Consider the following 25,331-nt stretch of genomic DNA (forward strand, 5'->3'; position numbering starts at 1 on the left):
GCGGGGGTGGACCCTGCTCCCGCCTTTTGTCATAGACGGGGCAGAGAGGCGGAGGCTCGGATGTTTCAGACGCTCACACGGACTTTGACGTGGTGGAACAGCCAGACGCTGAACACCCAGTTCTGGACGTGGCGCAACGGCCAGAAGGTGGGTGAGGACGATCAGGGCAACGTCTTCTATCAGACCAAGGACGGCAAGCGCCGCTGGGTCATCTATAACGGCGAGTCCGAGGCAAGCCGCGTTTCCCCCGACTGGCACGGCTGGCTGCACCACACCTGGGACGAACCACCGACCAGCCGTCCGCTGACGCACAAGGTTTGGGAAAAGCCGCACCAGGAAAATCTGACCGGGACGCCCGCCGCCTATGCGCCGGCAGGATCCTTGCGCCGGGTTGAGCCGGTGGAGCGGCGCGATTACGAGGCATGGCAGCCGGAATGACGACACGGAATACGACAGAAGTTGTGGTCGGCGGGGCGGTTCTTGCCGCCGCAGTGGCCTTTGTTCTTTATGCAGGGCAGATCGCCGGTTTGGGCGGCAGCGGCGGCAGCTATACGCTGCATGGCAGCTTCCGCACCGCAGATGGCATCGGCGTGGGCACGGACGTGCGGCTTGCTGGTGTGAAGATCGGAACCGTCACCTCTTTGTCGCTGAACCCGCAGACGTTCTTCGCTGATGCAACGATCTCCGTTCCCGAAGGGATCGAAGTTCCGCTGGATTCGTCGCTGCTGATTTCTTCCGAAGGGTTGCTGGGCGGCAATTTCGTTGAAATCCAGCCCGGCGGTGCGCTGGAAAATGTCGAGCCGGGCGGTGAGATCGAGGATACGCAGGGCTCTGTCAGCCTGATTTCGCTGTTGATGGCGTTTGTGGGCGGTCGGGAGAGTGACAGCGGCAGCACTTCCGATCCGGCAATGCCATGAAGCGCGTGCTTTGGCTTCTGGCGCTGATCGCGGCGCCTGCCATGGCGCAGGATATCGAAAGCGCCTCCAGCGCGGCGGGCGGAACCGTTCGCTGGCTGGACAAGGTCACGGGTGCAACCAGTGATCTTTCGCTGGCTGATGGAGAGTCGGTGACGGAAGGGTTTCTGACGATCCAGATGGACGAATGCCGGTATCCGGCATCGGATCCCACGTCGGATGCTTATGCACATCTTACCATAACCGACACGCGCGTAGGCCCACCTGTCTTCGAGGGTTGGATGATCGCTTCAAGTCCGGCACTGTCGGCTTTAGACCACCCACGCTATGATGTGTGGGTCCTCGACTGCATGTGAACGATTCGGGCGGCCGTGGGGCAATATCCTTCAGGCTCGAAGATCGCCTCATCTTCCAGCGCTGCGGCAAGAAGCTTCTGATATCGGCGGGCCGGAATTGCGATCCCGCCAAGGCTGGCAAGGTGCGGTGTCAGGAACTGGGTGTCGAACAGGCGGAAACCGCCGGCATTCAGGCGATGCACCAGCCAGGCAAGTGCGATCTTCGAAGCGTCTGTCTTTCGTGAAAACATGCTTTCGCCGAAAAACGCAGCCCCGAGAGTAACGCCATAGGTTCCGCCGATCAGGTCGCCATCACGCCACACCTCGCATGAATGGGCGTGGCCCAGTGCATGAAGGCCGAGATACAGGTCTTCAATGCGGTGACTGATCCATGTCTCCTCGCGCGCGGCGCAGGCCCGGACGGTACCGATGAAATCATGGTTCACGCGAACTTCGTAATCCGCCCGCAACAGGCTGCGGCGTAAGGATCGCGAGATATGGAAGTTGTCGAGGGGAATGATGCCGCGCATCCGTGGTTCGACCCAATGCAGGTCGGGATCATCGCGGCTGTCTGCCATGGGGAAGATCCCCATGGCATAGGCCTGTAACAGGCGGTCGGGCGTCAGCATCGCCTTACTTGCTGAAGGTCTGCTCCAGCCACTTTTCCAGCCAGTGAATATTGTATTCACCCCGCTGGATTTCGGGGTTCTGAAGCAGGGCGTCGAACAGCGGCACGGTCGTGTCCACGCCGTCCACGATTAGCTCGCCCAAGGCGCGGTGCAGTCGGGCAAGCGCTTCTTCGCGGTCGCGCCCGTGCACGATCAGCTTGGCGATCAGGCTGTCGTAATAGGGCGGGATCGAATAGCCGCTGTAAAGCGCCGAATCCATTCGCACACCAAGGCCACCCGGCGCGTGGTAAACATTCACGCGGCCCGGGCAGGGCGAGAAGTTGGGCAGACGCTCGGCGTTGATACGAACCTCGATCGCGTGACCGTTGATGACAAGATCCTCCTGCGTGAAGGACAGCGGCAGGCCAGCGGCAACGCGGATCTGTTCGCGCACCAGATCGACGCCGAAGATGGCTTCGGTCACCGGGTGTTCCACCTGAAGGCGGGTGTTCATCTCGATGAAATAGAACTCGCCGTCTTCGTACAGAAACTCGATCGTGCCGGCGCCGATATACTTGATCTTGCCCACGGCCTCGGCGCAGATCTTGCCAATACGTTCGCGCAGTTCCGGCGTGATCGCGGGGCCGGGGGCTTCCTCGAACACCTTCTGGTGGCGGCGCTGAAGCGAGCAGTCGCGTTCGCCCAGATGGACCGCGTTACCCTTGCCGTCGCCAAAGACCTGGATCTCGATATGGCGCGGCTTTTGAAGGTACTTCTCGATATAGACTTCGTCGTTGCCGAAGGCCGCCTTCGCTTCGGACCGTGCCGTGCGGAAAGCCACTTCCAGCGCAGAGGCGTCACGCGCGACCTTCATGCCACGACCGCCGCCGCCGGCGGTTGCCTTGATGATGACGGGGAAGCCGATATCTTCCGCCACGCGAAGCGCGGTTTCATAATCGGGCACGCCACCTTCCGATCCCGGCACGACGGGAATGCCAAGCATCTTGGCGGTTTCCTTCGCGGTGATCTTGTCACCCATCACCCGGATGTGTTCTGCAGTCGGGCCGATGAAAGTGATGTCGTGATCGGCCAGCGCCTGCGCGAAGCCTTCGTTTTCCGACAGGAAGCCATAGCCCGGATGCACCGCCTCGGCCCCCGAGATTTCGCAGGCCGAGATGATGGACGCCATCTTCAGATAGCTTTCGGACGAGGAGGCCGGTCCGATGCAGACGGATTCGTCCGCCATGCGCACATGCATCGCATCGCTGTCTGCGGTCGAATGCACGGCAACCGAGGTGATCCCCATTTCCCGGCAGGCCCGGATGACTCGCAGCGCGATCTCGCCCCGGTTGGCGATCAGGATCTTGGTGAACATCCGCGCCTCACTCGATAATCATCAGGGGCGCGCCGAACTCCACCGGAGTGCCATCACCGACGAGAATGCGCTTCACCGTGCCGGCCTTGGGGGCCGGAATATGGTTCATCGTTTTCATTGCTTCGATGATCAGAAGGGTCTGGCCTTCCGTGACCGTTGCACCAACCGTCACGAAGGGCGTCGCGCCGGGTTCGGCTGCGACATAAGCGGTGCCGACCATGGGCGAGGTGACGGCGCCCGGATGCTGCGCGGGATCTTCAACCACCGTTGCTGCTGCGGTTGCGGAACCCGGCGCGGGCAGCGGGGCCGGCGCGGCGGCGGCGACGGGCGCGGCCATGGTCACAACGTTCGACTGCTTGACCACGCGCACTTCAAGGCTGTCGTCGTCGCCGTATTCCCGTTTCACCGACAGTTCGGTCAGGTCATTGGCGTTCAGCAGTTCTGCCAGTGCCTTGATGAAATCGACGTCCTGTTCGGGGGATTGCTTGCTCATGCCGTCCTCGGGTGTGTGGCCGTTCGGCCTTTGTTGCGAATGGGCGCCTGCGGGGCGCGGATCGCCAGCGTTATACGCGACCCGTCCCTTGAGGGAAAGCGCCCAAATCCCGTGCTTGCACCGACGCTTGTCCCGTTCTACGGCTTTCGGATAACCTGCTGCGGAGGGCGCGTGGACAATATCATCGACAACATCATCGCCTTTGTCGAGGCGCATCGCGGCTGGGCTTTCTGGATTGCGCTGCTCTTCGCGCTGGCCGAAACCACGCCCATCGTGTCGATCCTGATTCCTTCCACCGCCATTCTTGTGGGGGTGGGCGCGCTTGTGGCAACGGGCGGCGTTGATTTTCTGCCAATCTGGGCGGGGGCCAGCATCGGCGCCATCATCGGGTCCTCCGCCAGCTGGTGGATCGGGCGGTATTACGGAGGATGGGTGCTTGGCCGCTGGCCGATGTCGAACAATCCCGATCTGGCAGATCGCGGCCGCGAAGCGTTTGCCCGCTGGGGTGGCGCCGCGCTGCTGGTGGGGCACTTCTTCGGGCCGCTGCGGGCAGTCGTGTTCCTGATGGCCGGTATTGCGGACATGCCCTTCGCGCGCTTCATCGGCTGGAACCTTCTGGGCGCCGTTGCCTGGGCCTTCGCCGTTCCGAAATCCGGAGAGATCGGGGGCAATGTTCTGGGCTGGCTTTGGCAGCTGGTGGCGGGCTGACACTTCAAGCGGCCGGTAAAGTTCCTATATCGGGGCCGAAAGGGGAACCCGATGCAACGTTTTTCCATGCTGGACCTGTCGCCAGTGCCCGAGGGGCAGACAACCGCCGAGGCGCTGGCCCAGACAGTCGATCTGGCGCAACATGCCGAGGCGCTCGGTTATCACCGCTTCTGGCTGGCGGAACATCATAACATGCCGGGCATCGCCTCGGCCGCGACCTCGGTCGTGATCGGGCATGTCGCGGCCCACACCTCGCGCATCCGCGTCGGGGCGGGGGGGATCATGCTGCCCAACCACGCGCCGCTGGTGATCGCGGAACAGTTCGGCACACTGGCCACGCTGTTTCCGGGTCGCGTCGATCTGGGGCTGGGCCGCGCACCGGGCACCGACATGGGCACTGCACGGGCGCTGCGCCGCAACATGGATGCGGGCGACACGTTTCCGCAGGATGTGGTGGAGCTGATCCAGTATTTCGACGATGCACCGCTGGACGTCCGCATCCGTGCCGTTCCGGGTGAAGGAACGCAGGTGCCTGTTTGGATCCTCGGTTCCAGCCTGTTCGGGGCCCAGCTTGCCGCATATCTGGGGCTGCCTTATGCCTTCGCATCGCATTTCGCCCCACAGGCGCTGGAGGCGGCCATCGACACATATCGTGGCACCTTCCGCGCGTCGCGTTTTCTGGATGCGCCGTATTTCATGCTGGCTGCCAATGTGTTCGCCGCCGAAACCGATGAAGAAGGAGCATATCTTCGCACATCGTCGCAGCAAAGCTTCGCCAATCTGCGGCTCGGCCGCCCCGGCAAGCTGCCCCGCCCGGTGAAGGATATCGCTTCCGTTGTGCCGGAGCAGTTTCTTGCCAGCGCCGACGAGGCGCTTTCGATCTCTGCGACCGGATCTGCGGCGACAGTGCGGGCGCAGCTTGGGGCGCTGGTGGATCGGTACCAACCGGACGAGGTTATGGTGACAGGGATGATCCACGATCACGCCGCACGTAAGCGCAGCTTCGCCATCGCGGCCGAGGTGCTTGGCGATCTGGTTTTGCCCGCAGCGGCGTGATGAGAAGGGCCGGCTTTGGCCGGCCTTTCGTCAGTGCTGGCGCAGATAGGCGATCTGGCGCGGATGGATTTGGCCCAGCCATGTTTCCGTCAGCGGAAGGCCGTCCTTGTCAGCGATGAAAGCGCGGATATCCAGTGTTTCGGCGTCCGATCGAACATCAAAGGTCAGCCGGAACGTGCCGTCTTTTCCGACAACCGGAATGGCACCTGCATCGATCGGCTCCACCCCTTGGGGAAGCTGGACCTCGGCGGTAACGTCATCCGCCGCCAGTCCCCGCAGGATGTCGCCGGTGAACTCGATCTGCATCTTCACCTGATCGGCAGGGCGCGGATTGCCCGGATAGCCGCCTTCGCCGATGCGGGTGGCGCTGGTGCGGGCAACGGTTTCTTCAACCGGCACATCCTTCGCCCAATGCAGCCGATAGCTGAACTCCATCTGCTGCCCCGGCTGCGGTGCCTGTTCCGGTGTCCAGAAGGCGACGATGTTATCGTAAACCTCGTCATTTGTCGGCAGCTCGACCAAGGTCACCGCGCCCTTGCCCCAGTCCGAGGTCGGCTCCACCCAGACAGACGGACGCTTGTCATAGAACACGCCGTCATCCTGATAATTCTCGAAGTTGCGGTCGCGTTGCAGCAGGCCGAAGCCGCGCGGATCGGTGTCCGAGAAGGTGGAGGTGACAACCCGGTCTGGGTTGTTCAGCGGGCGCCAGATCTCCTCGCCGTTGCCGGTCAGCATCATAAGCCCGTCGGTGTCATGCACCTCGGGGCGCCAGTCGGCGGCGGCAAAACGGTTGGATTCGGAAAACCAGAACATCGAAGTCAGCGGCGCGACCCCCAGACGTTCGACGCCGGAGCGGAAGAACAGGCGGCTTTGCACGTCAATGATCTGCCCCAGCCCGTTCCGGTTCGACAGCACCATGCGATAGGCGCCGGTCACGCTTGGGCTGTCCATCAGCGCAGTGATGATCAGGTCCTTCGACGGATCTTCGGCATTTTCCAGAAAGAACTCGGTAAAGCGGGGGAATTCTTCGGTTGCGGCGGTGCCGGTGTTCAGCGCCAGCCCCCGGGCGGACAATCCGTACTGGCGGGCATAACCGTCGGTGCGGAAATAGGATGCGCCAAGAAAGGAAATCCAGTCGGTCTTCAGATCGGGCCGCATCACGCGAAAGCCCGCAAATCCGGTGTCGTTGCCCAATTCGGTTGCAGGGCTGTCCTTGGGCATGTCGAAATAGTCGCGGTCGTACAGGATCTCGCGCGCCTCGCCGTCCTGCACCTGATGGATGCGGACGGGCTGCTGGAAATAGCGGCCAAGATGGAAGAACTGCACCGGCGCGTCGCCGATTTCCAACGTCTGGTCGTTCCGGAAGCGGATCTTCCAATGGGCGGTGAAATCGATCCGGTCAAGAATGTCGGGATGGCGCGGTTCCACCGGCTGGAATGGCTGCGTTGCCAGATCCCGGGCGCGGCCCGACAGGATGTCGAAGCTGAAGGCCTGCGCCTGGCCCAGATGGGTTTCCGCCGCGGCCCCGCGCTGCGGCGCATCCTGCGCGTGCACGGACGGAACCAGCAGCGCGACCGACAGGGCGGTGGCCGACAACAGGCGGAACATGGTCTTCGACATCGAATCTCTCGGTTCTGCAAAGGGTGGGTGATGAAGTGCCTGACCGGACGCGGGACGCAAGGGGCAGCATGCCGCGGGGTAATCAACCCGCGCGAGGATTTGCCGATTTGCCTCAACGTCCCGTTAAGGATTATGCGGGAAACGTGGGGCCGATCAGGAGGGACGATGTGACGATCATCCGGCAGAAACTGGTACGCCCCGCACCGCAGGATGGCGGGGCAGAGCGGGCATGGCGGCAGGCGCTGAACCGCGCCGCGATGGAACATGCGGGGCTGGACCTTCTGGTGACGGCCGCGCGTATCGAAGTGATGGCAGCTGCGGCCTTCGTGGCCAGGGTTCCCGAACATGCGCTTGCACTGATGGTGGCCGGGCCTGAGGGCGGGCGCGGCGCAGCCGTGCTGTCACCGGCCCTGACCTCGGCCTTGGTTGAGGTGCAGATGACGCGCCGTCTTGCGCCGAAATGGCACCCGCGCAAGCCCACCCGAACCGATGGTGCACTTGCCGCAGGTGTGATGGATGCGGCGCTGTCGGGCCTTGCCAAACTGCTGGAGGATGAGGCTGATCGTGTCTGGGCGGCGGGTTTCGGTTGCGACACCTTCCTGCCCGATACCGATTCGCTGAAGCTGGCCTTGCCGGAAGCCGACCTGCGGGTGTTGATCGCGGAAGTGACGCTGGCCGGCACGCGTCAGGCGCAGCTGATGCTGGCCCTTCCGACCGAGGGGCGGGGAACGGCGCCCGCGGGCAAAGACTCATCGCGGGATGAAACGGCATTTCGCAGCGACCTTGCCGCGCAGGTGATGGAGGCCGAAACGGCGCTGGAGGCCGTTCTTTGCCGCATGACGGTGCCGCTGGCTGCGGTCATCGGCCTGAAAGTGGGCGAGACGATCCCGCTTCCAAGCGCCTCGGTGGAGCAGGTGGCCTGCGAAACCGGATGCGGGGCCACGGTTGCGACCGGGCGCCTTGGCCAGAACAAGGGCATGCGAGCCATCCGCATCTCGATAGGGCCCGCGGCGGAGGTTGTTCCCCTGCGCGCCGCGGGCTGATCCCCTCAGCGCATCTTTTCAAGCGTTGGGCGCAGATGGTTCAGATCGTATCCGTGGCGTGCGGGCAGGGCGATCAGATCGTCCGTGTCCATCTCGGCCGCATAGGCCAGGGCCCAGATGATCGAGCTGCGGTTGCCCGAAGCGCAATAGGCCAGAACCGGACCTTGGGACGCATCGATCGCCTGCCGCTGCGCCTCGACCGCATTCATGGTCAGGTTGCCGGGGGTGATCGGGTTGTCCACGAAAACCATTCCGGCGGCTTCCACGGCAGAACGCATCTTGTCTGCATGCAGCGATGCAGGAATTTCCTCATCGGGGCGGTTGTCGATCACGGTGGTGAAGCCCGCCTCGCGCAGGGTGGCCACGTCCTCCAGCCCGATCTGGGGCGAAACGGCGTAATTGTCGGTGATCTGGCGGATGTCCATGATGTCTCCCTGCGGTTTGGCGGTCAGAGTAGCGCCGCGCCGGCGGGGCGGCAACCGTCACGACAGGATGACACCTGCCACCACCATCATCAGCCCCAGCGCCGACACGCCCAGCGCAGCGGTGTTCACCAGCGTCAGCTTGCGAAAACGCGCCTGAAGCACCTCGCCCTCCAGCCCTTCGCGCCTTGCGCGCAGGGCCTGCATGATGCACCAGCCAAGCCCGCCGATACCGCCAAGGCACAAGACTGCGCCCAATGCCACAAGCCACGCCATTGCCACCCCTTCCATTCCGTGCCCCAACGGCGTAACCCCAACCCACGATGCTGGCAAGCACTCGCCATTGGAGATGACGATGACCAAACCGATCGCCCCCGAAGCGCTGGAGACGCTGTTCCGCACGGCGCGCACCCATAGCGCATGGCTGGATCGCCCCGTCTCGGACGATCTGCTGATGCAGGTGGTGCAGCTTGCCTCGACCGGTCCGACGGCATTCAACCAACAGCCGTTGCGCGTGATCTTCGTCCGCTCGGCCGAGGCGAAGGAACGGATGAAGCCCGGCCTGATGGGCAGCAATGTCGACAAGTCCATGGCCGCGCCGGCCACCGCGATCCTGTGCTTTGACCGCGCCTTCTTCCGCCACATGGCCGAAGCTGCGCCCGGTTTCGATGCCGAAGGGATGTATGGCGGCAACCCGGACTTCGCCCGCGCCAGCGCGGCGCAGAACGGCACGCTTCAGGCCGGATATTTCATCATGGCGGCCCGCGCCCTTGGGCTGGATTGCGGCCCGATGACGGGCATCCACAAGGACAAGATCGCCGAAGCGTTTCTGGCCGACCACCCTGACTGGGAGGTCAACATGCTGGTCAACCTCGGCTTCGGCGATGAAACGGCGCTGCGTCCCGGACGCCCGCGCCATTCCGTTGACTTCACTTCCACCATTATCTGACCGAAGGACGACATGAGCGATCCCCTCGATTCCTATAACGTCACCGCGGACGAGCTTCGCCAGTTCATTGAGCGTTTCGAACAGCTCGAATCCGAGAAAAAGGATGTGAACGAGCAGCAGAAAGAGCTGATGGCCGAAGCCAAGGGCCGGGGCTATGACACCAAGGTGATGAAAAAGGTCATCGCCTTGCGCAAGCGCAAGCCGGACGAGATCGCCGAGGAAGAGGCGATCATGGACATGTACAAGTCAGCCCTTGGCATGCATTGACGATCAGGGGGTGAGGAACGTCACCCCCTGCATCGCCCGGATGCGTTCGACATCCTGATCATAGGCGTGGGTCATGCGGTCCACGGTCGCCTGATCCCATTCCGGCATGTCGAACTCATCCTCCAACGCCTCGGGGCGGCCGAATTCCTCCAGAAGATGGGCGATGATGGTCCGGCGATGTGCCGGAGCCTGCGTTTCTGCCAGCGCCGCATGAAGGGCGCGAAAGCCTTCCTCCTCCAGCAGGTGATGCAGAAGATCGTCCCAGCCCTGCAGGGTCGTGCCATCGGGAAGGCCAGTGACCGCCTCCAGTATCTCGTGCCAGATCAGCGGCGTGTCCTCGTCGCACCAGACGATCAGCGGAATGTCCGGATTGTACGAGATGATCTCGGCGATTGTTTCGGACCAGCGCAGGGCTTCCGCATCGCCGCCGCCCAGCATCTCGGCCAGCGGCTTGCGCTTGCGCGCGCACAGGTCCGGCAGGAAGGTGGCAGGGTTGCGGATCGCCATGAAGAAGGCGACCTGCTGGTTCGGAAACGTCTGGTTCAGCGCCTGCACCCGCTTTGGTGCCGTCGGATAAAGTGTGCCGCCGCGCACCGCCCATTGCGGAAAGGACAGGAAGTTGTCCCAGGACAGGATCATCCGGCGGGGCCGCCTGGTATCGTCCAGGATCTGTTCCAGCATGACATCTTCGGTTTCCTGGCTTGCGGGGGCGCCTTGCAGGGCACCAGCCGCATCGCGCAGCAGGACGCGATAGGCATCGGGATCGGGAACGGCAACCTCTTCGGCCCGAAGCATGGCCGCATTCGCAGTTAGGCAGCGTAAAAGCCGTTCGTCATCGGTACAGTGAACGCCAAGGTGGATCGCGATTTCCATCTGCTTCCTGTTAGTTATCCGCCACGGGCTTCTATAGCCCGACCGCCTTACGGCGTGAACCAGATATGTGGTGATGACGCCCTTGCCAGCCGCCGCCGCACAGGGTAATACACCCCGATGCCTCTATAGCTCAGCTGGTAGAGCGGCTGATTTGTAATCAGCGGGTCGGGAGTTCGAGTCTCTCTGGGGGCACCATCGCAGCAAACGCTTCGGCCTATTCCTCGATCCCGAACACCTTGTCGCGTCCTGTGGCGCCTTTCAGCAGCGTAAGGCTGGTCGGTGCCAGGCGCAGATGTTTCGCCAGAAGCTTCTGGACCGCCTTGTTCGCCTTTCCGTCATCTGGCGCCGCTGTCACATATATGCGCAACGGTTCGCCATCCCCGTCAGCCTTCACCTCGTTGCGCGAGGCTTTGGGCGTGACGCGGACGGCGATCCGGCGACCGGATCGGGTCACTTCTTGCGGCCCTTGGGCTTTTTCGGGATGTCCTCCTCGGCCTCCTTGCGGGCGGCCCGCAGGCGGGCTGTCTTTTCATCACGCGCCTGAGTTTCCGCGTCGATGATCGCGGTTGCGGCTGCGTTCGTGCTTTCCCATGTCGTTTTAGGTTTGGTCGTCATGGTGGCCTCCGGCCTTGCTGGGTGGTCAACCCAATATGTGACCTGCGGAAGGGTTTCCGCCACATGATCCTGACCTATTGCGGCCCGATGCGCCAGAACCCGCAGGCGGGCATGGGAAAAGCCGGGCCGGATGATTACAAAGGCTTGGCTATCTCTCTGCGCCGCGCTAGCGTCCGCCCCGTAAAGCCATAGGAGGGCAGAATGATCCGCTCCGGAGAGCCGAGCTTCCGCGAATCGGTCGATCTCATGTTCAATCGCGCCGTGCGCCACATGGACCTGTCGCCGGGATTGGAGCAGAAGATACGGGTTTGCAACTCCACCTACACGGTGCGTTTCGGGGTCCGCCTGCGCGGCAAGATCGAAACCTTCACCGGCTACCGCTCTGTTCATTCCGAACACATGGAGCCTGTGAAGGGTGGGATCCGTTTCGCGCTGAACGTCAGCCAGGACGAGGTTGAGGCGCTGGCCGCGCTGATGACCTATAAGTGCGCGCTGGTGGAAACCCCGTTCGGCGGTTCCAAGGGCGGTCTTTGCATCGACCCGCGCCAGTATGACGAGCGGGAGCTGGAACTGATCACCCGCCGCTTCGCGTACGAGCTGATCAAGCGCGACCTGATCAACCCTGCCCAGAACGTCCCGGCCCCCGACATGGGCACGTCCGAGCGCGAGATGGCATGGATCGCCGACCAGTATGCGCGGATGAACACCACCGACATCAACGCCAAGGCCTGCGTTACCGGAAAGCCGCTGAACGCAGGCGGGATCCAGGGGCGCGTCGAAGCGACGGGCCGTGGCATCCAGTATGCGCTGCGCGAGTTCTTCCGCCATCCCGAGGATGTGGCCAAGGCGAAGTTGTCCGGATCCCTGGACGGCAAGCGTGTGATCGTGCAGGGCCTTGGCAATGTGGGTTATCACGCCGCGAAGTTCCTGTCCGAGGAAGACGGCGCCAAGATCACCGCGATCATCGAGCGGGACGGGGCGCTGACCGGCGAAGCCCTTGATGTCGAGGATGTGCGCCAGTGGATCATCAAGACAGGCTCGGTTCGTGATTATCCGGGTGCGACCTTCGTGGAAGACGGCGCGAAGCTGCTGGAGGCGGAGTGCGACATCCTTATTCCCGCAGCGATGGAAGGTGCGATCCATCGTGGGAATGCCGAACGGATCCAGGCCCCGCTGCTTATCGAAGCGGCAAACGGTCCCGTTACTTTCGGTGCGGATGAGATCCTTCGCAAGAAGGGCACCGTGATCATCCCTGACATGTATGCCAACGCCGGCGGTGTGACCGTTTCGTATTTCGAGTGGGTGAAGAACCTGTCCCATATCCGCTTTGGCCGGATGCAGCGGCGGGCGGAAGAAGCGCGGCACGAACTGCTGGTGAACGAGCTGGAGCGTCTTTCCGAAGACAAGGGGCTGGGCTGGACGCTTTCGCCGAACTTCAAGAAGAAATACCTTCACGGCGCGGGCGAACTGGATCTTGTCCGCTCCGGCCTCGATGACACGATGCGCACGGCCTATCAGGCGATGCGCGAGGTCTGGCACGGGCGCGACGATGTCGAGGATCTGCGCATGGCCGCCTATATCGTCTCGATCAGCCGCGTTGCGGCCACCTATCAGTCCAAGGGGCTGTAAGCACATGTTGCGTCCCCGCCTGCTTCGGGCGGGGACGTTGGGGCTTTACTCCGCCCCAAGGCGGACCGATATAGACGGTCATGTCGCTCCCGCACGGTTTCCTCGATGAATTGCGCAACAGGATCTCGCTGTCCTCGGTCGTGGGGCGCAAGGTCACATGGGATATGCGCAAGTCCAACCAGGGCAAAGGCGACTTCTGGGCACCGTGCCCGTTCCATCAGGAAAAATCCGCCAGCTTCCACGTAGATGACCGCAAGGGCTTCTATTACTGCTTCGGCTGCCATGCGAAGGGCGATGCGCTGACCTTTGTGCGCGAATCCGAAAACGTCGGATTCATGGAGGCGGTGGAGATCCTTGCCCGCGAGGCAGGGCTAACCATGCCCGCGCGCGACCCGAAGGCCGCCGAGAAGCTGGATCGCCGCGCCCAGCTTTCACAGGTGATGGAAGAAGCGGTGAAACATTACCGCCTGATGCTGAAATCCGGGCAGGGCGCAGGCGCGCGGGATTATCTGGCGGGCCGCCGTCTTGATCCGCAGGCGCAGGACAGGTGGGAGATCGGCTTCGCGCCGGATCAGCGTCAGGGACTGTTTCAGGCGCTGACGGCGAAAGGTATCGCGCCTGATCTGTTGGTTGAGGCGGGCTTGTGCGCCAGGCCGGATGACGGCGGTGCGCCCTATGACCGTTTCCGCGGCCGTATCATCTTTCCGATCCGCGACGCACGGGGGCGGGCGATCAGCCTTGGCGGGCGCGCGATGGACCCCAATGCCCGCGCGAAATACCTGAACGGCCCCGAGACGGACCTGTTCGACAAGGGCCGCAACCTGTTCAACCATGGCCCAGCGCGCGAAGCTGCGGGCAAGGGGCAGCCGTTGATCGTGGCCGAAGGCTACATGGACACGATTGCCCTGTCCGAGGCGGGGTTCCGCGCCACCGTCGCCCCTTTGGGAACTGCCATAACCGAGGATCAGCTTCGCCTGATGTGGCGCATCGCGGATGAACCCGTGATCGCGCTGGACGGCGATGCTGCGGGCATTCGGGCAGCGATGCGCCTGATCGATCTGGCTCTGCCGCTGCTGGAGGCGGGGAAGGGCCTGCGATTCGCCGTCATGCCCGCCGGCCTTGATCCTGACGATCTGGTGCGGGCGCAGGGCGCGCAGGGGTTCCAGAAGGTGCTGGACGAAGCCTCGCCCATGGTTGGCCTGCTGTGGCGGCGTGAAACGGAAGGCAAGGTCTTCGACAGTCCGGAGCGGCGGGCGGCGCTGGACAAGACGCTGCGGGCGGCGATCTCGCGAATCGCCGATCCATCGATTCGCCACCATTACGGCGAGGAGCTCAAACGGCTGCGGTGGGAGCTTTTCGGCATCCGCCGCACCCGTACGCCTTTCGTTCCGGGTAAACGTCCCGCACAGGCCGCCGTGCCCACCGCTGCCGCGCGCCAGTCCCTTCTGGCAACGGCCGAGGAGGCGATGACCCGCGACCTGCGCGTTTCCGTCATCCTCGCGGGCTTTGCGACGCATCCCGCGCTGGTTCCCGCCTTCGAAAGCTCGATCGAGCGTCTGGCGGTGACCCATCCCGATCATCAGGCCGTGCAACATGCGCTTCTGGCACATGAAACGGTGCCGCATGACGCCCTTGAAAGGCTGCTGGCGCTTCCCCATGTTCGGATTTCCCCGCCTGTCCGGAACCCCGAGGATGCCGATCTTGCCCGCATGTGCCTTGCTGAAGAGTTTGCCAAGCTCGACGCGGCACTGGGCGCCGAGATCGAGATCCGCGAGGCGATGGAAGATATGGAAGGGCTGGCCGACGAGGGTTTGACGTGGCGTTTGAGCCAGGCGGCAGAGGCACGCAACAATGCCGGTCGAACCCGCCTTGACGATGCCACTGACCTGGGCGAAGACCGCTCCGCCTTGTCAAAGCATCTGCAAAGTTTGATCGACAGCCAGATCTGGGTCAAGAAAAGGGGCTGAGGCGCTTACACGCTGCGTGATTCGCGTTATTGATTCGAGACCGCCGTGGCGATTCGCACCGCCCCGGCATTTTCCGCTAGGAGCTACCATGGCAGTCAAAGACAACGACGACGGCAAACACGAAGATCAGGAGACCGATTCTTCGCTGGACATGAGCCAGGCCGCCGTCAAGCGCATGATCTCCGAAGCGCGCGAGCGGGGCTACATCACGTATGAACAGCTGAACACCGTCATTCCGCAGGATCAGGTCTCCTCCGACCAGATTGAGGATATGATGGCCATGCTGTCCGAGATGGGCATCGAAGTGCGCGAGCAGGCGGAGACCGAAGAGGAAACCGCGGGCGCGGTGGTGGAAGCCACCTCCACCTCACGCGAGGTTGCCGTGGCCGGCACCACGTCCGAAACGCTGGATCGCACGGACGATCCGGTGCGGATGTACCTGCGCGAGATGGGCTCGGTGGAGCTTCTGAGCCGCGAGGGCGAGATTGCCATCGCGAAGCGGATCGAAGCTGGCCGGAACACGATGATCGCGGGGCTGTGCGAAAGCCCGCTGACCTTCCAGGCGATCACCATCTGGCGCGACGAGCTTCTGGCGGAAGAAATTTTGCTGCGCGACGTGATCGATCTTGAGGCCACCTTCGGGTCGGCCATCGATGCCGATGGCGAAATGGAAGGCGTCGATCTGGAAGGCGTGGAGGTTTCCGACACGCAGCAGCGGCGCCAGAACTCGTCCGAGCCGGAACTGGATGCTGATGGCAATCCCATCCGCAACGACGACGATGACGAGGATGACGACGCCTCGGCCATGTCCATCGCAGCGATGGAAGCATCCGTGCGTGCCGACGCGCTGGCGACCTTCGACGCGATTGCCCGCAATTACGAAAGCCTTTCGGACATGCAGGACGACCGGATGCGGTCGACCATGGGTGGCGAAGGGTTTGCCGGCGAAGCCGCCTATCAGAAGCTGCGTGCCGAGATGGTCGTGCTGGTCAACAGCCTGCACCTGAACAGCAACCGGATCGAGGCGCTGGTTGACCAGCTTTATGGCATCAACCGCCGCGTCATGTCCATCAACTCGGGCATGGTGAAGCTGGCCGATGCCGCGCGGATCAACCGTCGTGAATTCATCGACGAATATCAGGGCTACGAGCTGGACCCGACCTGGGTTGATCGCATGAATGCGAAGGCGGGTCGCGGATGGCAGACCCTGATGGAGAAAAGCCGCGAGAAGGTCGAGGAACTGCGCGCCGAGATGGCGCAGGTCGGCCAGTATGTCGGCGTGGACATCAGCGAATTCCGCCGCATCGTGCAGCAGGTCCAGAAGGGTGAAAAGGAAGCCCGTCAGGCCAAGAAGGAGATGGTCGAGGCGAACCTGCGCCTCGTGATCTCCATTGCCAAGAAATACACGAACCGCGGCCTGCAATTCCTGGATCTGATCCAGGAAGGCAACATCGGCCTGATGAAGGCCGTGGACAAGTTCGAATATCGCCGCGGCTACAAGTTCTCCACCTATGCAACGTGGTGGATCCGTCAGGCGATCACCCGGTCCATCGCGGATCAGGCGCGGACGATCCGTATCCCGGTGCACATGATCGAAACGATCAACAAGCTGGTGCGGACGGGGCGGCAGATGCTGCACGAGATCGGCCGCGAACCCACGCCCGAGGAACTGGCCGAGAAGCTGCAGATGCCGCTCGACAAGGTCCGCAAGGTCATGAAGATCGCGAAAGAGCCGATCTCCCTCGAAACCCCGATCGGGGACGAGGAAGACAGCCAGCTGGGCGACTTCATCGAAGACAAGAACGCGGTTCTGCCGCTGGATTCCGCCATTCAGGAAAACCTGAAGGAAACCACGACCCGCGTTCTGGCCAGCCTGACCCCGCGCGAGGAGCGTGTTCTGCGGATGCGTTTCGGCATCGGCATGAACACCGACCACACGCTGGAAGAGGTGGGCCAGCAGTTCAGCGTCACCCGCGAGCGGATCCGTCAGATCGAAGCGAAGGCGCTTCGCAAGCTGAAGCACCCCAGCCGCTCGCGCAAATTGCGGAGCTTCCTGGACCAATGATGAAATACATCGCCATCGTGGCGGCACTGGCTGCAGCGCCCGCGCAGGCCTACATCACCAAGGAAAGCTATGTGGTCAGCGGTGATGCGCAGCGCTTCACCGTGCGCTACGAGCCGGGGTCGGCCGCGCGGCAGTATTGGTGTGCCGCGGGGCAGTTTGTCGACAATCATCTTGCCATGCTGCCGACCACGCCGATCTACCGTCTTTCTCCGCGCCCGCTGGCGCGGGGCGAGGGGATGACGGTTTCCATCTCGCCCGAAGGGGCGATTGGCGACACCGGCGTGGCCGTTTTTCCGCCGCCGGATCACCTGTCGGCAGGGTTCGCGGCTTCGCTTTGCGACGCGCGGTATCCGCTGGCCCGCTGATGCGAACCAGCTTCACCATCCCCACGCGCGGACAGGGTCTTTACGAGATTACGCGCGACGTGGCGGAGTGGGTGACGGGCGACGGGGTGCTGACGCTGTTCATCCGTCACACCTCTGCTTCGCTTCTGGTGCAGGAAAATGCGGATCCCGAGGTGCAGACGGATCTGCGCGAGTTCTTCGCGCGCTTGGTGCCGCCTTCGACGGATCCGGCAATGTCATACCTGACGCACACCTACGAGGGGGCGGACGATATGCCTGCGCATATCAAGGCGGCCCTTCTGCCCGTTAGCCTGTCGATCCCCGTCAGCGGCGGTAGGTTGGCGCTTGGGCGCTGGCAAGGCATTTATGTCTTCGAACATCGTGATGCCCCACACCGGCGCGAAGTGGTTGCGCATCTGTTGAGTTAAAGCCACAATCAGGCGCAATATATGGATTAGGGGAAGCAGGATGCGGTGTCCTTTTTGCGGCAATATCGACACGCAGGTGAAGGACAGCCGCCCGGCCGAGGATCACGTCTCCATCCGCCGTCGCCGCTTTTGCCTTGCTTGCGGCGGGCGTTTCACCACCTATGAACGCGTGCAACTGCGTGATCTGGTTGTCATCAAAAGCTCTGGCAAGCGCGAGGACTTCGATCGCAGCAAGCTGGAACGGTCGATCCGTATCGCAATGCAGAAACGCCCGGTGGAGCAGGAGCGTCTGGACCAGATGATTTCGGGCATCGTGCGGCGACTGGAAAGCATGGGCGATACCGACATCCCTTCCAAGGTGATCGGAGAGATCGTGATGGAAAGCCTCGCCCGGATCGACGCGGTCGGCTATGTCCGCTTTGCCAGCGTGTACAAGAACTTCCATTCGGCTGACGATTTCGACAAGTTCGTGGCCGAACTGCGTCCCGCCACCCTGCGCGAAGAGTGAGCGATCAGGATCACATGGCCCACGCGCTGGCCCTTGCGCAGCGTGGCTTGGGCAGCGTTTGGCCGAACCCTGCCGTGGGGTGCGTGATCCTGCGCGAGGGACGGGTGGTCGGGCGCGGCTGGACCCAGCCCGGCGGGCGCCCCCATGCCGAGGCGCGGGCGCTGGCGCAGGCAGGCGATCTTGCACGCGGCGCCACGGCCTATGTCACGCTGGAACCTTGCGCCCATTTCGGAAAAACGCCGCCCTGTTCCGCCGCGCTGATCCGCGCGGGCGTGGCACGGGTTGTGACGGCGCTGACCGATCCAGATCCGCGCGTGGCAGGCCGCGGCCATGCGATGCTGCGCGACGCGGGGGTGGCAGTCACCGAGGGGGTTCTTGCCGGGCAGGCGCGGGCCCTGAACGCCGGCTTTCTCAAGCGGGTGGAACGGGGGCTTCCACATGTGACGCTGAAGCTGGCCACCACCATCGACGGGCGCATTGCCACCCGCAGCGGGGAAAGCCGCTGGATCACGGGGCCGCAATCGCGTCGCCTGGTCCACCTGATGCGCCTGCAACATGATGCGGTCATGGTCGGCATCGGAACGGCCATGGCCGACGATCCCGAACTGACCGTTCGCGACATGGGCGCAGCGCGCCAGCCGGTGCGGATCGTGCTGGACAGCCGTCTTCGCTTGCCGGTGAACAGCCGGCTTGGCCGCTCGGCGGGGCAGGTGCCGGTCTGGATGGTGCATGATGGGACGGCTGACAGCAGCGCATGGGCGAAAGCAGGCGCAAAGCCCATATCCGTTCCGGGGATGGAGCCTGAGGCCGTGCTGCGGGCCATCGCCGCCGAAGGAATCACACGCATCTTCAGCGAAGGCGGCGCACATGTGGCGGCGGCCCTTCTGCGCGCAAGGCTGGTGGACGAGCTTGCAACCTTCACCGCAGGGATCGCGGTAGGGGCTGATGGCGTTCCTGCGCTGCAAACGCTGGGGGGCAGCGCGCTGGCGGATGCCCCGCGCCTTTCCCTGATCGAACACCGCCGCATTGGCGGCGATGTTCTGACGCGGTGGCGCGCCTGATCACCAGTGGCCGGTGTTTTCCATGGAAGACCACGGTTCTGCCGGCGGCAGGCGATCGCCTTTCTGCAGCAACTCGATCGAGATGTTGTCGGGGCTGCGCACGAAAGCCATATGCCCGTCGCGCGGCGGGCGGTTGATCGTCACGCCCGCATCCTGAAGCTTGGCGCAGAGGTCATAGATGTTGTCGCATTCATAGGCGAGATGGCCGAAGTGGCGGCTGTCCGACGGCAGTCCTTCGTCGCCATCCCAGTTATACGTCAGCTCCACCGGGCATTCGGGCTGTCCGGGAGGGGCCATGAACACCAGCGTGAAGCGGCCTTCCTCGCTTTCCTTGCGGCGGGTTTCCTCAAGCCCCAAAAGGCGGAAGAAGGCCATCGAGGCTTCGAGGTCCTTTACGCGGACCATGGTATGTAGGTATTTCATCGGGTTCTCCTTTCGCGGGGAAGCTAACACGTCGAAGGGGCGCGGCAAATGGAACAACAATATCTTGATCTTCTGCAGCGGGTTCTTGATCAGGGCGATGAACGGGTGGACCGCACGGGTGTCGGCACGCGGTCGCTGTTCGGGGCGATGCTGCGCTTCGATCTGTCGGGCGGGCAGGTGCCGGTTCTGACCACGAAGCGGGTCTATTGGAAGCTGGCCGTGAAAGAGATGCTGTGGTTCCTGACCGGCGGCACCAACATCCGCCCGCTTCTGGAACAGAACGTCCGCATCTGGAGCGATTGGCCGCTTGCAACCTATCGCCGCGAAACGGGCGAGGACATCTCGCAGCGCGACTTCGAGGACCGGATCGTGGCAGATGCCGATTTCGCCACCAAGTGGGGGGACCTCGGCCCCGTTTACGGCAAGCAGTGGCGGCGGTGGAGCGGCCCTGACGGGCAGGAACATGACCAGATCGCCACGCTGATCGACACGCTGCGCACCAATCCCGCCAGCCGCCGGATGCTGTTCCACGCCTGGAACGTGGCCGAGGTCGGGAACATGGCGCTGCCGCCCTGCCACATGGTCTACCAGTACCACGTCACCTCTGACGGGCGGTTGAACGGGCTTTTGTATCAGCGGTCCTGCGATCTGCTGCTGGGGCTTCCCTTCAACCTGACGGGGGCGGCGGCGCTGCAACTGATGCTGGCCCAGCAGGCCGGCCTGCAACCCGGAGAGCTGGTCTGGACCGGTGGCGACGTGCACCTTTACCTCAACCACCTGGAGCAGGCGCGGACCCAGATCGCGCGCGCGCCCCGGGATCTGCCGCGCATGGTGCTGCGCAAGGCCGACAGCATCGACGCCTACCGGATCGAGGATTTCGAACTGGAGGGGTATGATCCCCATCCCCCAATCACTGCAGAGGTCGCTGTCTGATGCTGACACTTATTGCTGCCCGCGCCCGCAACGGTGCCATAGGCAGGGACAACACGATCCCTTGGGAAGCGCCCGAAGATCAGGCGCTTTTCGCCCGCGAAACGGCTGGCGGCGCGATCATCATGGGCCGCCTGACATGGGAGAGCCTGCCCAAACGCCCCTTGCCGCGCCGGATGAACATCGTCGTCACCTCGCATGCCGTGGAGGCGGAATGGACGGCTGCAAGCGTGGAGCAGGCGGTGCAGATGGCACGGGATGCAGGCCATGCGCGAATTTACGGCATTGGCGGGCAGGGCATCTATCGCGCGCTTCTGCCACTGGCCGACCGCCTGCTGCTGACCGAGGTGGACCTGGACGTGCCGGATGCCGACGCCTTCTTTCCCGAGTTCGATCCGGCCAATTGGCGTCAGTCACAGCCGCTGGTCCTGCGTGAGGATGGCCCACGCTGTGTGCTGAAGGAATACCTGCGCCGTTAAGGCGCAGGCGTTAGGTGGGTGATGCCAACGGCAGCCGCCCGCGCCAGCGCGGGGTCCAGCGACATCGGGATATATTCCCCACGACGCCACATGCCGCCCAGATCGTCATAGAAGCGCGATAGCGGATGTCCCGATTGCCCCGTCGACGTGATGAAGATGGAGCTGTCGGGATCGGCGAAGTCATAAACGCCGCGATACCCCGCACCATGCACGTTCTGGAACGGCTGCGGGCCCGTGCCCTTGGTCACACCGCGGTTCAGCGTGTCATCCCCGCCCGAGGTGGATTGGCGGATGTTCACCAGATACCGCAGCACGGGAATGTTTCCCAGAACCGGATCGTCATGTGTGGCCTGGTGGGCATCGCCCCAGCGCCAGCTTTCGATGTTGCCGCCATAGGTCTGCGACAGCCAAAGCAGCGCCGCATCCAGCGAGATGCGGGCGATGTCGGCGCAGGTTTCCGATGTTCCCGACCGCACGATATCGCACCAGACGCTGGCGCCGTCCGTATCGCGGAACACGCGGTCAAGAAACACGGGATCGATATGGCTGAACTGGTTCGCCATCGGTCCAAGCTCGTCCCGGATCAGGCGGTCCTGAAGAGCGGCCAGCCATGCCTCGGCGATCAGCGGCTCGGGCATATGCTCGTTCATCTCGCCGTTCCATTCGGCAAGCATTTCCAGCGCGCGCTGGCGCATCCGTTCGGGCGTGCCGTCGGGGGCGGGCTCTCCGGTGAACCACAGATCGGCGCCCACAAGGGGCAGGATGTTGCGCATGGTCGTGCTGACGGTATCCTGCTGCGCTTCGATGAAGCTGTCGCGGGTGTGCACGGCGCGGGCGTCCATCAGCGTCAGCCACCGCTGGATACGCTGCGTGTCGCCCCAGTCGAAGCTGACATGGTTCGGGAAGGGCCGGTCCACCGTCTTGTTGTTCGTGTTGCCAAGGATGCCCGATGCGGGGTTCACCTCGCGTGGGTTCGTTTCATAGGGCTGGATGCCCTGCCAACGGTTCTGGGGGTCCCATCCCCGTGTCGGCATGCGTCCCTGCGTCTGCATCTGCGGATCGCGCGCCGGGATTGCGCCCACGGTTTGCAGCGCGATGCCGTTCGCATCGGCCAGCATCAGGTTCTGTGCGGGGGCGACAAAGCGGCGCCCCTCGGCGATCGCCTCCTGCACACTGCCCGACATCATCAGGCGCAGCCCGGCCGTCATCGATGTGTCTTCGGCGCTGAGTCCCGTCCATGACAGCGACATCACGTGCCCCGGGGGCGTGACGGTGCCGACATCGTATTGCGAGGCGGGCAGCACCGGCCCATTATCCGTCCACCGCAGGGTAACGGTTTCCGGGGCAGCATCCTTGATGCGGATGATCGACCGCTCGGTCCGGAAGGGCTTCCAGCCGTCGGGTGTGCGATATTGCGCCGGCCGGTCGTCGGAAACCTCCTCGATATGCAGGTCCTGATCGTCGACATAGGCCGTCGTCAGCCCCCAGCCAAGGCGGTCCGACCTGCCTGAAAGGATAAGCGGCATGCCGGGGATAGTGGCACCGATAACCCCGCCCGAAGACAGCTGAAGCCGTGCAAGATACCAGATGGTCGGCGCGGTGAAGGCCAAGTGTGGATCGTTCGCCAGAAGCGATCCGCCAGCCGCCGAGCGTGAGGGTGCCGCCGCCCATGCATTGGACGCCCCCGCAAAGATGGGTGCGCGGAACGGCGAAAGCGGATCCTCGGCCGTATGGATGGGGTGATAGTCGGGCACCACACCGGGCGCGATCTCCGAATATTTCGGCAGGGCGATCACGCCTTGTCCGGGATCATCGGGAAGAATGTCCCGCAGGCGCTCATCAGGCAGGATCAGCGACATCCGCGCACGCAGGACTTCCTCTTGTGCCTTGCCCGACATCTGCAGCGCCAGCAGCTTCAGGATGGCGATGCTGTCCGCCGGCTGCCATGCCGAGATTTCGTTCGAGAACAGGAAGAACTGCGGCGCACCGCGCCCGCGGGCCCCGAGGTTCACCTGCCGGATCCAGTCATTCACCCCTTCGGCATAAGCCTTCAGCGCGCGCCGCGTGAGGTCGTCCTGCGCATGGACCGAACTTTGCGCCAGCCCGTACAGGTCCAGCCGCCGCATCATCGCGTCGGTATGCAGGGTACGGCTGCCGAAAATCTCGGACAGGCGGCCCTGCGCGGTGCGCCGCATCAGGGTCATCTGCCAAAGGCGGTCCTGCGCATGGGCGAAACCAAGGGCGCGGAACACGTCCTCGTCCGTTTCCCCGAAGATATGGGGCACATCGTTGGAGTTGCGGACAATCTCTACCGGGGCGGAAAGCCCCTGCAGGGCGAAGTCCTCGGAATAATCGGGAAGGGAGCGCGACAAGAACCAGTATCCGATCGCCACCCCCACCAGTCCGAGGATCACGAGGCCCGCGAAGATGCGGAGAAGCCAGCGGAAAATGCGGATCATCGGGGCCTCGGCATCAGGACGTTTGGCGGCGTCCTAGCTTAAGGACGGGATGACCGCAATCTGCCTGCATCAGGGGATGATGCGGGTGTATTTCGTGCCCGCCACCGTTGCGCCCGCAATCAGGCCCGACTGGCCGTAAACCAGCGCAATGACGGGGTCGATCTCGGTCGTGTCCTTGCCGATGCTGCCGCCTTGGTCCGGCACGGCATAACGCAGGTCCGCCCCCGCGACCCACCCCGAAGAGGCGCGGAATTGCGACAGCGCCTGCGGCGTCATGAAGAACAGCGCATGGGCGTATTGCTGCGCGCCGATCTGCAGACCCACGGATGCCTTGGCCGCCGAATAGTAATCCACCGTCACGTCGTTGATCCGCAGCGCACCGCGCCCATAGGATGCGCCAAGGCCCAGACCGGCTTCGGTGATCAGCGGCATGAACAGAACGCCGGCAGAACGGGCGGCAAGATCGCGTGTACCGGGGAACTGCCGAAACAGGTAATCCCGTGCCACGTCGACGCGCGCGTCGATCGTCGCGCCCCCGTTGCTGTTGATGCCATTTGCACAGGCCGCAAGACCAAGGGTTGCGCCAAGACCTGCAAGTATCGCACGACGGTCCATGTTCTTTCCTTCTGTCCCCTGACCCTTGACGGGCCGTGGGCGCAGCCTAGCCCATCGGTCCGCAGGTGTCATCCGCATCAGTATGAAGGGGCCAGTTTCCGCGCAACTTCGGGGGCATAGTAGGTAAGGATGCCGTCGCAGCCCGCGCGTTTGAAGGCCAGCAGGCTTTCCATCATCACGCGTTCCCCGTCCAGCCAGCCATTTTGCGCGGCGGCCTGAAGCATCGCGTATTCCCCCGACACCTGATAGGCATAGGTGGGCACGCCGAACTCTTCCTTCACGCGGCGGCAGATATCCAGATACGGCATACCCGGCTTGACCATCACGCTGTCTGCGCCTTCGGTCAGGTCGCGGTGAACCAGACGCAGCGCCTCGTCGCTGTTAGCGGGGTTCATCTGATAGGTCTTCTTGTCCCCCTTCAGCGTGGCATTTGCCCCCACGGCATCGCGGAAGGGACCATAGAAGGCCGAGGCATATTTTGCCGAATAGGACATGATCGCGACCGTATGGTGGCCGGCCTTCTCCAGCGCCATCCGCATCCGGCCGATGCGCCCGTCCATCATATCGGAGGGGCCAAGAATGTCGGCACCCGAGTCCGCTTGCGCAAGGGCCATCTTCACCAGCGCATCCACGGATTCATCGTTCAGCACCACCCCGTCCTTCATCAAGCCGTCCTGACCATGCGCGCTGTAGGGATCCAGCGCGACATCCGTCATGATGGCGATGTCTGGCACCTCTGCCTTGATGGCGCGGATGGCACGGTTGGTCAGGTTCTCGGGGTTCCATGCCTCTTCGCAGGCTTCGGTGCGCAGGGAGGGGTCGGTATAGGGAAAAAGGCAGATCGCCGGAATGCCGAGTTCGGCCGCCTCGGCCACCGCACGAACCAGCCGGTCGATCGACCGGCGCGACACGCCGGGCATGGAGGCGACAGGCGTTTCGACATCCTTGCCATCCTGAACGAAGACCGGCCAAATCAGGTCGTTTACGGTCAGTACGTTTTCCTGCGTCAACCGGCGCAGCGCCTCGGTCCGGCGGTTGCGGCGAAAGCGGGTTGCGGGATAGTGGGCCTGGATCGGTCGCATGACAGTCCTCTTTTCAGCTTGTTCCGGCCTGCGGATGACGGTTGGGACGTTTTTGTGAAGCTC

Annotated in this window: 30 protein-coding genes and 1 tRNA gene; 18 read left to right on the top strand and 13 right to left on the bottom strand. The window is 63.5% G+C overall.

Annotated elements, in window-relative coordinates; genetic code table 11:
- The first annotated feature begins 60 nt into the window (after positions 1-60).
- Genes JX25_RS04800 through JX25_RS04810 form a run of 3 tightly spaced genes read left to right on the top strand, consistent with a single transcriptional unit; the run spans position 61 to position 1,270 of the window.
- Positions 61-438 (top strand): NADH:ubiquinone oxidoreductase subunit NDUFA12, encoded by a 378-nt coding sequence (locus JX25_RS04800; RefSeq protein ID WP_128253939.1) that lies wholly within the window; start codon positions 61-63, stop codon positions 436-438.
- On the top strand, positions 435-917 hold the full coding sequence (mlaD, locus tag JX25_RS04805; RefSeq protein WP_128253940.1) for an outer membrane lipid asymmetry maintenance protein MlaD: 483 nt from the start codon (positions 435-437) through the stop codon (positions 915-917). Before JX25_RS04800 ends, mlaD begins: the two co-directional genes overlap by 4 nt.
- Positions 914-1,270 (top strand): DUF2155 domain-containing protein, encoded by a 357-nt coding sequence (locus JX25_RS04810; RefSeq protein WP_128253941.1) that lies wholly within the window; start codon positions 914-916, stop codon positions 1,268-1,270. The genes mlaD and JX25_RS04810 overlap by 4 nt, the downstream gene beginning before the upstream one ends.
- Here the strand turns inward: JX25_RS04810 and aat are convergent.
- From aat to accB, 3 genes are read right to left on the bottom strand one after another with little or no spacing between them, the layout of a single operon-like run.
- The gene (aat, locus tag JX25_RS04815) at positions 1,240-1,878 is read right to left on the bottom strand and encodes a leucyl/phenylalanyl-tRNA--protein transferase (protein ID WP_128253942.1); all 639 of its coding nucleotides are present in this window, start codon (positions 1,876-1,878) and stop codon (positions 1,240-1,242) included. The genes JX25_RS04810 and aat overlap by 31 nt on opposite strands.
- 4 nt (positions 1,879-1,882) lie before the next feature.
- Complete coding sequence (gene accC / locus JX25_RS04820) at positions 1,883-3,232, bottom strand: acetyl-CoA carboxylase biotin carboxylase subunit (RefSeq protein ID WP_128253943.1); 1,350 nt, start codon at positions 3,230-3,232, stop codon at positions 1,883-1,885.
- Positions 3,233-3,239: 7 nt separating this feature from the next.
- Positions 3,240-3,725, bottom strand: coding sequence for an acetyl-CoA carboxylase biotin carboxyl carrier protein (gene accB / locus JX25_RS04825; protein WP_128253944.1), 486 nt, complete (start codon positions 3,723-3,725; stop codon positions 3,240-3,242).
- Positions 3,726-3,896: 171 nt separating this feature from the next.
- On the opposite strand from accB, the gene JX25_RS04830 reads away from it, so the two are divergent.
- Positions 3,897-4,433 (top strand): DedA family protein, encoded by a 537-nt coding sequence (locus JX25_RS04830; RefSeq protein WP_128253945.1) that lies wholly within the window; start codon positions 3,897-3,899, stop codon positions 4,431-4,433.
- Between the two features lie 51 nt (positions 4,434-4,484).
- Complete coding sequence (locus JX25_RS04835; protein ID WP_128253946.1) at positions 4,485-5,489, top strand: LLM class flavin-dependent oxidoreductase; 1,005 nt, start codon at positions 4,485-4,487, stop codon at positions 5,487-5,489.
- Between the two features lie 30 nt (positions 5,490-5,519).
- Here JX25_RS04835 and JX25_RS04840 read toward each other — a convergent pair whose 3' ends face one another.
- On the bottom strand, positions 5,520-7,109 hold the full coding sequence (locus JX25_RS04840) for an OpgD/OpgG family glucan biosynthesis protein (RefSeq protein WP_128253947.1): 1,590 nt from the start codon (positions 7,107-7,109) through the stop codon (positions 5,520-5,522).
- 167 nt (positions 7,110-7,276) lie between these two features.
- Here JX25_RS04840 and JX25_RS04845 point away from each other — a divergent pair, with 167 nt between their 5' ends.
- Positions 7,277-8,152: a FliM/FliN family flagellar motor switch protein gene (locus JX25_RS04845; protein ID WP_164876061.1), complete on the top strand. Its 876-nt coding sequence runs from the start codon at positions 7,277-7,279 to the stop codon at positions 8,150-8,152.
- A 5-nt stretch (positions 8,153-8,157) separates the two neighbouring features.
- Here JX25_RS04845 and JX25_RS04850 read toward each other — a convergent pair whose 3' ends face one another.
- Positions 8,158-8,577: a protein tyrosine phosphatase family protein gene (locus JX25_RS04850; protein WP_128253949.1), complete on the bottom strand. Its 420-nt coding sequence runs from the start codon at positions 8,575-8,577 to the stop codon at positions 8,158-8,160.
- 57 nt (positions 8,578-8,634) lie between these two features.
- Positions 8,635-8,850, bottom strand: coding sequence for a hypothetical protein (locus tag JX25_RS04855; protein ID WP_128253950.1), 216 nt, complete (start codon positions 8,848-8,850; stop codon positions 8,635-8,637).
- Between the two features lie 79 nt (positions 8,851-8,929).
- Between JX25_RS04855 and JX25_RS04860 the strand changes: the two genes are divergently transcribed.
- Positions 8,930-9,523 (top strand): malonic semialdehyde reductase, encoded by a 594-nt coding sequence (locus JX25_RS04860; RefSeq protein ID WP_128253951.1) that lies wholly within the window; start codon positions 8,930-8,932, stop codon positions 9,521-9,523.
- Between the two features lie 12 nt (positions 9,524-9,535).
- Positions 9,536-9,790, top strand: coding sequence for a DUF2312 domain-containing protein (locus JX25_RS04865; RefSeq protein ID WP_128253952.1), 255 nt, complete (start codon positions 9,536-9,538; stop codon positions 9,788-9,790).
- A gap of 3 nt (positions 9,791-9,793) precedes the next feature.
- Here JX25_RS04865 and JX25_RS04870 read toward each other — a convergent pair whose 3' ends face one another.
- The gene (locus JX25_RS04870) at positions 9,794-10,663 is read right to left on the bottom strand and encodes a hypothetical protein (RefSeq protein WP_128253953.1); all 870 of its coding nucleotides are present in this window, start codon (positions 10,661-10,663) and stop codon (positions 9,794-9,796) included.
- A 119-nt stretch (positions 10,664-10,782) separates the two neighbouring features.
- On the opposite strand from JX25_RS04870, the gene JX25_RS04875 reads away from it, so the two are divergent.
- Positions 10,783-10,858, top strand: a tRNA-Thr gene (locus tag JX25_RS04875).
- A 19-nt stretch (positions 10,859-10,877) separates the two neighbouring features.
- Here the strand turns inward: JX25_RS04875 and JX25_RS04880 are convergent.
- Both JX25_RS04880 and JX25_RS14770 read right to left on the bottom strand, forming a co-directional pair.
- Positions 10,878-11,117 carry a DUF167 domain-containing protein gene (locus tag JX25_RS04880; RefSeq protein WP_128253954.1) on the bottom strand — a complete coding sequence of 80 codons (240 nt, stop codon included), beginning with the start codon at positions 11,115-11,117 and terminating at the stop codon, positions 10,878-10,880.
- Complete coding sequence (locus tag JX25_RS14770; protein WP_164876062.1) at positions 11,114-11,278, bottom strand: hypothetical protein; 165 nt, start codon at positions 11,276-11,278, stop codon at positions 11,114-11,116. The genes JX25_RS04880 and JX25_RS14770 overlap by 4 nt, the downstream gene beginning before the upstream one ends.
- 201 nt (positions 11,279-11,479) lie before the next feature.
- On the opposite strand from JX25_RS14770, the gene JX25_RS04885 reads away from it, so the two are divergent.
- From JX25_RS04885 to ribD, 7 genes are all read left to right on the top strand, one after another.
- A complete protein-coding gene (locus JX25_RS04885; protein WP_164876063.1) occupies positions 11,480-12,907 on the top strand; it encodes a Glu/Leu/Phe/Val family dehydrogenase in 1,428 nt (475 codons plus the stop codon).
- Positions 12,908-12,987: 80 nt separating this feature from the next.
- Complete coding sequence (gene dnaG, locus JX25_RS04890) at positions 12,988-14,874, top strand: DNA primase (RefSeq protein WP_128253955.1); 1,887 nt, start codon at positions 12,988-12,990, stop codon at positions 14,872-14,874.
- Between the two features lie 88 nt (positions 14,875-14,962).
- Positions 14,963-16,939 (top strand): RNA polymerase sigma factor RpoD, encoded by a 1,977-nt coding sequence (rpoD, locus tag JX25_RS04895; RefSeq protein ID WP_128253956.1) that lies wholly within the window; start codon positions 14,963-14,965, stop codon positions 16,937-16,939.
- Positions 16,939-17,304 (top strand): hypothetical protein, encoded by a 366-nt coding sequence (locus JX25_RS04900; protein WP_128253957.1) that lies wholly within the window; start codon positions 16,939-16,941, stop codon positions 17,302-17,304. The genes rpoD and JX25_RS04900 overlap by 1 nt, the downstream gene beginning before the upstream one ends.
- On the top strand, positions 17,304-17,711 hold the full coding sequence (locus tag JX25_RS04905; RefSeq protein ID WP_128253958.1) for a secondary thiamine-phosphate synthase enzyme YjbQ: 408 nt from the start codon (positions 17,304-17,306) through the stop codon (positions 17,709-17,711). The genes JX25_RS04900 and JX25_RS04905 overlap by 1 nt, the downstream gene beginning before the upstream one ends.
- Before the next feature lie 40 nt (positions 17,712-17,751).
- Complete coding sequence (gene nrdR, locus JX25_RS04910) at positions 17,752-18,219, top strand: transcriptional regulator NrdR (RefSeq protein ID WP_128253959.1); 468 nt, start codon at positions 17,752-17,754, stop codon at positions 18,217-18,219.
- Positions 18,216-19,280, top strand: a complete 1,065-nt coding sequence (gene ribD / locus JX25_RS04915) for a bifunctional diaminohydroxyphosphoribosylaminopyrimidine deaminase/5-amino-6-(5-phosphoribosylamino)uracil reductase RibD (RefSeq protein ID WP_338323022.1) — start codon at positions 18,216-18,218, stop codon at positions 19,278-19,280. Before nrdR ends, ribD begins: the two co-directional genes overlap by 4 nt.
- On the opposite strand, the gene JX25_RS04920 is transcribed toward ribD, so the two are convergent.
- Complete coding sequence (locus tag JX25_RS04920) at positions 19,281-19,703, bottom strand: VOC family protein (protein WP_128253961.1); 423 nt, start codon at positions 19,701-19,703, stop codon at positions 19,281-19,283. It abuts the gene before it with no gap.
- A 48-nt stretch (positions 19,704-19,751) separates the two neighbouring features.
- Here JX25_RS04920 and thyA point away from each other — a divergent pair, with 48 nt between their 5' ends.
- Positions 19,752-20,636 carry a thymidylate synthase gene (gene thyA / locus JX25_RS04925; RefSeq protein ID WP_128253962.1) on the top strand — a complete coding sequence of 295 codons (885 nt, stop codon included), beginning with the start codon at positions 19,752-19,754 and terminating at the stop codon, positions 20,634-20,636.
- The gene (locus JX25_RS04930; protein WP_128253963.1) at positions 20,636-21,112 is read left to right on the top strand and encodes a dihydrofolate reductase; all 477 of its coding nucleotides are present in this window, start codon (positions 20,636-20,638) and stop codon (positions 21,110-21,112) included. The genes thyA and JX25_RS04930 overlap by 1 nt, the downstream gene beginning before the upstream one ends.
- On the opposite strand, the gene JX25_RS04935 is transcribed toward JX25_RS04930, so the two are convergent.
- The 3 genes from JX25_RS04935 to hemB all read right to left on the bottom strand — a co-directional run bounded on the left by JX25_RS04935 (position 21,109) and on the right by hemB (position 25,268).
- Entirely contained in the window at positions 21,109-23,571 is a 2,463-nt protein-coding gene (locus JX25_RS04935) for a penicillin acylase family protein (RefSeq protein ID WP_128253964.1), read from the bottom strand. The two genes, JX25_RS04930 and JX25_RS04935, sit on opposite strands and share 4 nt — an antisense overlap.
- A 69-nt stretch (positions 23,572-23,640) precedes the next feature.
- Complete coding sequence (locus tag JX25_RS04940) at positions 23,641-24,186, bottom strand: lipid-binding SYLF domain-containing protein (protein ID WP_128253965.1); 546 nt, start codon at positions 24,184-24,186, stop codon at positions 23,641-23,643.
- Positions 24,187-24,263: 77 nt separating this feature from the next.
- Positions 24,264-25,268: a porphobilinogen synthase gene (gene hemB / locus JX25_RS04945; protein WP_128253966.1), complete on the bottom strand. Its 1,005-nt coding sequence runs from the start codon at positions 25,266-25,268 to the stop codon at positions 24,264-24,266.
- Between the last annotated feature and the right edge of the window lie 63 nt (positions 25,269-25,331).

This window comes from Falsirhodobacter deserti, from assembly GCF_004015795.1.
Classification (GTDB): domain Bacteria; phylum Pseudomonadota; class Alphaproteobacteria; order Rhodobacterales; family Rhodobacteraceae; genus Falsirhodobacter; species Falsirhodobacter deserti.

Bases quoted from the DNA above. Each gene is read 5' to 3' on its own strand.
- nrdR (WP_128253959.1), top strand. From the start codon at position 17,752: ATGCGGTGTCCTTTTTGCGGCAATATCGACACGCAGGTGAAGGACAGC.
- JX25_RS04855 (WP_128253950.1), bottom strand. From the start codon at position 8,850: ATGGCGTGGCTTGTGGCATTGGGCGCAGTCTTGTGCCTTGGCGGTATC.
- dnaG (WP_128253955.1), top strand. From the start codon at position 12,988: ATGTCGCTCCCGCACGGTTTCCTCGATGAATTGCGCAACAGGATCTCG.
- JX25_RS04810 (WP_128253941.1), top strand. From the start codon at position 914: ATGAAGCGCGTGCTTTGGCTTCTGGCGCTGATCGCGGCGCCTGCCATG.
- JX25_RS04930 (WP_128253963.1), top strand. From the start codon at position 20,636: ATGCTGACACTTATTGCTGCCCGCGCCCGCAACGGTGCCATAGGCAGG.
- JX25_RS04900 (WP_128253957.1), top strand. From the start codon at position 16,939: ATGAAATACATCGCCATCGTGGCGGCACTGGCTGCAGCGCCCGCGCAG.
- JX25_RS04865 (WP_128253952.1), top strand. From the start codon at position 9,536: ATGAGCGATCCCCTCGATTCCTATAACGTCACCGCGGACGAGCTTCGC.
- JX25_RS04800 (WP_128253939.1), top strand. From the start codon at position 61: ATGTTTCAGACGCTCACACGGACTTTGACGTGGTGGAACAGCCAGACG.
- JX25_RS04940 (WP_128253965.1), bottom strand. From the start codon at position 24,186: ATGGACCGTCGTGCGATACTTGCAGGTCTTGGCGCAACCCTTGGTCTT.
- JX25_RS04835 (WP_128253946.1), top strand. From the start codon at position 4,485: ATGCAACGTTTTTCCATGCTGGACCTGTCGCCAGTGCCCGAGGGGCAG.
- JX25_RS04935 (WP_128253964.1), bottom strand. From the start codon at position 23,571: ATGATCCGCATTTTCCGCTGGCTTCTCCGCATCTTCGCGGGCCTCGTG.
- rpoD (WP_128253956.1), top strand. From the start codon at position 14,963: ATGGCAGTCAAAGACAACGACGACGGCAAACACGAAGATCAGGAGACC.
- JX25_RS14770 (WP_164876062.1), bottom strand. From the start codon at position 11,278: ATGACGACCAAACCTAAAACGACATGGGAAAGCACGAACGCAGCCGCA.
- accC (WP_128253943.1), bottom strand. From the start codon at position 3,232: ATGTTCACCAAGATCCTGATCGCCAACCGGGGCGAGATCGCGCTGCGA.
- aat (WP_128253942.1), bottom strand. From the start codon at position 1,878: ATGCTGACGCCCGACCGCCTGTTACAGGCCTATGCCATGGGGATCTTC.
- JX25_RS04850 (WP_128253949.1), bottom strand. From the start codon at position 8,577: ATGGACATCCGCCAGATCACCGACAATTACGCCGTTTCGCCCCAGATC.
- accB (WP_128253944.1), bottom strand. From the start codon at position 3,725: ATGAGCAAGCAATCCCCCGAACAGGACGTCGATTTCATCAAGGCACTG.
- mlaD (WP_128253940.1), top strand. From the start codon at position 435: ATGACGACACGGAATACGACAGAAGTTGTGGTCGGCGGGGCGGTTCTT.
- JX25_RS04840 (WP_128253947.1), bottom strand. From the start codon at position 7,109: ATGTCGAAGACCATGTTCCGCCTGTTGTCGGCCACCGCCCTGTCGGTC.
- JX25_RS04905 (WP_128253958.1), top strand. From the start codon at position 17,304: ATGCGAACCAGCTTCACCATCCCCACGCGCGGACAGGGTCTTTACGAG.
- thyA (WP_128253962.1), top strand. From the start codon at position 19,752: ATGGAACAACAATATCTTGATCTTCTGCAGCGGGTTCTTGATCAGGGC.
- JX25_RS04860 (WP_128253951.1), top strand. From the start codon at position 8,930: ATGACCAAACCGATCGCCCCCGAAGCGCTGGAGACGCTGTTCCGCACG.
- JX25_RS04920 (WP_128253961.1), bottom strand. From the start codon at position 19,703: ATGAAATACCTACATACCATGGTCCGCGTAAAGGACCTCGAAGCCTCG.
- hemB (WP_128253966.1), bottom strand. From the start codon at position 25,268: ATGCGACCGATCCAGGCCCACTATCCCGCAACCCGCTTTCGCCGCAAC.
- JX25_RS04885 (WP_164876063.1), top strand. From the start codon at position 11,480: ATGATCCGCTCCGGAGAGCCGAGCTTCCGCGAATCGGTCGATCTCATG.
- JX25_RS04870 (WP_128253953.1), bottom strand. From the start codon at position 10,663: ATGGAAATCGCGATCCACCTTGGCGTTCACTGTACCGATGACGAACGG.